Origin of the sequence: Acinetobacter sp. RF14B (assembly GCF_006864105.1) — a bacterium.
GTDB classification, from domain to species: domain Bacteria; phylum Pseudomonadota; class Gammaproteobacteria; order Pseudomonadales; family Moraxellaceae; genus Acinetobacter; species Acinetobacter lwoffii_C.
The window spans coordinates 1-5,300 of sequence record NZ_SMTB01000125.1 but is presented as its reverse complement, the minus strand read 5'-3'; the positions used below and the strand labels follow the sequence as shown (position 1 = coordinate 5,300).

Sequence of the window (5,300 nt, the reverse complement as noted above, 5' to 3'; positions counted from 1 at the left end):
GAAGGTAGCTTGCTACTGGAACCTAGCGGCGGACGGGTGAGTAATACTTAGGAATCTGCCTATTAGTGGGGGACAACGTTCCGAAAGGAGCGCTAATACCGCATACGCCCTACGGGGGAAAGCAGGGGATCACTTGTGACCTTGCGCTAATAGATGAGCCTAAGTCAGATTAGCTAGTTGGTGGGGTAAAGGCCTACCAAGGCGACGATCTGTAACGGGTCTGAGAGGATGATCCGTCACACTGGGACTGAGACACGGCCCAGACTCCTACGGGAGGCAGCAGTGGGGAATATTGGACAATGGGGGGAACCCTGATCCAGCCATGCCGCGTGTGTGAAGAAGGCCTTTTGGTTGTAAAGCACTTTAAGCGAGGAGGAGAGTACCCTGGTTAATACCCAGGAGTGCTGGACGTTACTCGCAGAATAAGCACCGGCTAACTCTGTGCCAGCAGCCGCGGTAATACAGAGGGTGCGAGCGTTAATCGGATTTACTGGGCGTAAAGCGCGCGTAGGCGGCTCTTTAAGTCGGATGTGAAATCCCCGAGCTTAACTTGGGAATTGCATTCGATACTGGGGGGCTAGAGTATAGGAGAGGATGGTAGAATTCCAGGTGTAGCGGTGAAATGCGTAGAGATCTGGAGGAATACCGATGGCGAAGGCAGCCATCTGGCCTAATACTGACGCTGAGGTGCGAAAGCATGGGGAGCAAACAGGATTAGATACCCTGGTAGTCCATGCCGTAAACGATGTCTACTAGCCGTTGGGGCCTTTGAGGCTTTAGTGGCGCAGCTAACGCGATAAGTAGACCGCCTGGGGAGTACGGTCGCAAGACTAAAACTCAAATGAATTGACGGGGGCCCGCACAAGCGGTGGAGCATGTGGTTTAATTCGATGCAACGCGAAGAACCTTACCTGGCCTTGACATACAGAGAACTTTCCAGAGATGGATTGGTGCCTTCGGGAACTCTGATACAGGTGCTGCATGGCTGTCGTCAGCTCGTGTCGTGAGATGTTGGGTTAAGTCCCGCAACGAGCGCAACCCTTTTCCTTATTTGCCAGCACTTCGGGTGGGAACTTTAAGGATACTGCCAGTGACAAACTGGAGGAAGGCGGGGACGACGTCAAGTCATCATGGCCCTTACGGCCAGGGCTACACACGTGCTACAATGGTCGGTACAAAGGGTTGCTACACAGCGATGTGATGCTAATCTCAAAAAGCCGATCGTAGTCCGGATTGGAGTCTGCAACTCGACTCCATGAAGTCGGAATCGCTAGTAATCGCGGATCAGAATGCCGCGGTGAATACGTTCCCGGGCCTTGTACACACCGCCCGTCACACCATGGGAGTTTGTTGCACCAGAAGTGGATAGTCTAACCCTCGGGAGGACGTTCACCACGGTGTGGCCAATGACTGGGGTGAAGTCGTAACAAGGTAGCCGTAGGGGAACCTGCGGCTGGATCACCTCCTTAACGAAAGATTGACGATTGGTAAGAATCCACAACAAGTTGTTCTTCATTGATGTATCTGAGGGTCTGTAGCTCAGTTGGTTAGAGCACACGCTTGATAAGCGTGGGGTCACAAGTTCAAGTCTTGTCAGACCCACCACTACTGACGAAGCAAGCAATTGCAGAGTAAGACGGAGAATCAGAAACATTAAATCTAAATGATAAGCTGGGGACTTAGCTTAGTTGGTAGAGCGCCTGCTTTGCACGCAGGAGGTCAGGAGTTCGACTCTCCTAGTCTCCACCATAGATTATAGAGCTTAGTAAGTTTATACTTGTTAACCTCTGTGATTTATCACAGTTTCTAGACCTGACGAAGGCTAGAAAAATCATTAACAGCATATATTTGAGTTGAAATAATTTGTTCATACTCATAGATAGAACGGAAGTTAACAGTAATTTATTACCTGTTAATGACTGTACTTGAAATGAGAACTAGCGAAATTAACTGAATCAAGCGTTTTGGTATATGAATCTAATTGAAGCTGTACAGTGCTTAAGTGCACAAACGCCAACTGTGTGATTGACTGAGAAACTGGTTAATCATGTTGCTCATCCTGCTTGTAGGGATGAACGACTGTTTGGGGTTGTATAGTCAAGTAATTAAGTGCATGTGGTGGATGCCTTGGCAGTCAGAGGCGATGAAAGACGTGATAGCCTGCGAAAAGCTCCGGGGAGGCGGCAAATATCCTGTGATCCGGAGATGTCTGAATGGGGAAACCCACTTACCATAAGGTAGGTATCAATAACTGAATACATAGGTTATTGAGGCGAACGCGGGGAAGTGAAACATCTCAGTACCCGTAGGAAAAGAAATCAATTGAGATTCCCTCAGTAGCGGCGAGCGAAAGGGGAAGAGCCCATTAAGTTATCTAAGTTTTAGTGGAATGCTCTGGGAAGTGCAACCATAGTGGGTGATAGTCCTGTACACGAAAGGGCTTAGATAATGATGTCGAGTAGGGCGAGGCACGTGAAACCTTGTCTGAATATGGGGGGACCATCCTCCAAGGCTAAATACTCCTGACTGACCGATAGTGAACCAGTACCGTGAGGGAAAGGCGAAAAGAACCCCTGTGAGGGGAGTGAAATAGATCCTGAAACCGCATGCATACAAGCAGTGGGAGCCGACTTGTTCGGTGACTGCGTACCTTTTGTATAATGGGTCAGCGACTTATATTCAGTAGCGAGGTTAACCGAATAGGGGAGCCGTAGAGAAATCGAGTCTTAATAGGGCGTTTTAGTTGCTGGGTATAGACCCGAAACCGGGTGATCTATCCATGAGCAGGTTGAAGGTTGGGTAACACTAACTGGAGGACCGAACCCACCGTCGTTGAAAAGCCGGGGGATGACTTGTGGATAGGGGTGAAAGGCTAATCAAACTCGGTGATAGCTGGTTCTCCCCGAAAGCTATTTAGGTAGCGCCTCGGACGAATACCATTGGGGGTAGAGCACTGTTTCGGCTAGGGGGTCATCCCGACTTACCAAACCGATGCAAACTCCGAATACCAATGAGTACTATCCGGGAGACAGACTGCGGGTGCTAACGTCCGTAGTCAAGAGGAAAACAATCCAGACCGCCAGCTAAGGTCCCTAAATCTATATTAAGTGGGAAACGATGTGGGAAGGCATAGACAGCTAGGAGGTTGGCTTAGAAGCAGCCACCCTTTAAAGAAAGCGTAATAGCTCACTAGTCGAGTCGGCCTGCGCGGAAGATGTAACGGGGCTAAAATATAGTACCGAAGCTGCGGATTTACGCTTATGCGTAAGTGGTAGGGGAGCGTTCTGTAAGCCGATGAAGGTGGATTGAGAAGTCTGCTGGAGGTATCAGAAGTGCGAATGCTGACGTGAGTAACGATAAAACGGGTGAAAAACCCGTTCGCTGAAAGACCAAGGGTTCCAGTCCAACGTTAATCGGGGCTGGGTGAGTCGACCCCTAAGGCGAGGCCGAGAGGCGTAGTCGATGGGAAATTGGTTAATATTCCAATACTTCTGTGTAATGCGATGAGAGGACGGAGTAAGTTAAGTCAGCCTGGCGTTGGTTGTCCAGGTGAAAGGTTGTAGGCATGCATCTTAGGCAAATCCGGGGTGCTCTATGCTGAGAACTGATAGCAAGCCAGTTTACTGGTGAAGTGGCTGATACTATGCTTCCAGGAAAAGTCTCTAAGCTTCAGTTACACAGGAATCGTACCCGAAACCGACACAGGTGGTCAGGTCGAGTAGACCAAAGCGCTTGAGAGAACTCTGCTGAAGGAACTAGGCAAAATGGTACCGTAACTTCGGGAGAAGGTACGCTGCCGGTGGTGATAGGACTTGCTCCTTGAGCTGCTGGCAGCCTCAGAAACCAGGCCGCTGCAACTGTTTATTAAAAACATAGCACTCTGCAAACACGAAAGTGGACGTATAGGGTGTGATGCCTGCCCGGTGCTGGAAGGTTAATTGATGGGGTTAGCGTAAGCGAAGCTCTTGATCGAAGCCCCAGTAAACGGCGGCCGTAACTATAACGGTCCTAAGGTAGCGAAATTCCTTGTCGGGTAAGTTCCGACCTGCACGAATGGCATAATGATGGCGGCGCTGTCTCCAGCAGAGGCTCAGTGAAATCGAATTCGCCGTGAAGATGCGGTGTACCCGCGGCTAGACGGAAAGACCCCGTGAACCTTTACTGCAGCTTGACATTGAACTTTGATCTTACCTGTGTAGGATAGGTGGGAGGCTTTGAAGTGGCGACGCCAGTTGCCATGGAGCCATCCTTGAAATACCACCCTGGTAATATTGAGGTTCTAACTCTGTCCCGTGATCCGGGACGAGGACCATGTCTGGTGGGTAGTTTGACTGGGGCGGTCTCCTCCTAAAGAGTAACGGAGGAGTACGAAGGTGCGCTCAGCGTGGTCGGAAATCACGCGTAGAGTATAAAGGCAAAAGCGCGCTTAACTGCGAGACCAACAAGTCGAGCAGGTACGAAAGTAGGTCTTAGTGATCCGGTGGTTCTGTATGGAAGGGCCATCGCTCAACGGATAAAAGGTACTCTGGGGATAACAGGCTGATACCGCCCAAGAGTTCATATCGACGGCGGTGTTTGGCACCTCGATGTCGGCTCATCTCATCCTGGGGCTGAAGCAGGTCCCAAGGGTATGGCTGTTCGCCATTTAAAGAGGTACGCGAGCTGGGTTTAGAACGTCGTGAGACAGTTCGGTCCCTATCTACCGTGGGCGTTGGAAATTTGAGAGGATCTGCTCCTAGTACGAGAGGACCAGAGTGGACGAACCTCTGGTGTACCGGTTGTCACGCCAGTGGCATCGCCGGGTAGCTATGTTCGGAAGGGATAACCGCTGAAAGCATCTAAGCGGGAAGCCTACCTCAAGATAAGATTTCCCCGAGACTTTATGTCTCCTAAAGAGCCGTTGAAGACTACGACGTTGATAGGCTGGATGTGGAAGTGTAGCGATACATGAAGCTGACCAGTACTAATTGCTCGTGAGGCTTGACTATACAACACCCAAACAGTTGTTGTATAAAGCACAATTGATTCGATATCCAGCAAAACAGCTTGATTCAGAAGCTCGTTAGTACGACAATATTCAACCCAGATATCCCTGTTAATGTATTCTATTTGGTACCAAGTAAGGCAAACACTGCAAAAGCAGTCAGATAAGACCCGAACAAGTCCATAAACAGTTGTGCTGGCGACCATAGCAAGAGTGAACCACCTGATCCCTTCCCGAACTCAGAAGTGAAACCTCTTTGCGCTGATGGTAGTGTGGGGTTACCCATGTGAGAGTAAGTCATCGCCAGCTCATTATT

General features: G+C 49.8%; 2 tRNA genes and 3 rRNA genes. All 5 read left to right on the top strand.

Going from position 1 to position 5,300, the window contains the following annotated elements:
- Nucleotides 1–1,469, top strand: a 16S ribosomal RNA gene (locus E2K52_RS13270); the annotation flags it as partial.
- Nucleotides 1,470–1,528: 59 nt separating this feature from the next.
- Nucleotides 1,529–1,605: transfer RNA gene (locus E2K52_RS13265), tRNA-Ile, on the top strand.
- Between the two features lie 68 nt (nt 1,606–1,673).
- Nucleotides 1,674–1,749 (top strand) — tRNA-Ala (locus tag E2K52_RS13260).
- A gap of 346 nt (nt 1,750–2,095) precedes the next feature.
- Nucleotides 2,096–4,988 (top strand): 23S ribosomal RNA (locus E2K52_RS13255).
- 190 nt (nt 4,989–5,178) lie between these two features.
- Nucleotides 5,179–5,293 (top strand): 5S ribosomal RNA (gene rrf, locus E2K52_RS13250).
- Nucleotides 5,294–5,300: the final 7 nt, after the last annotated feature.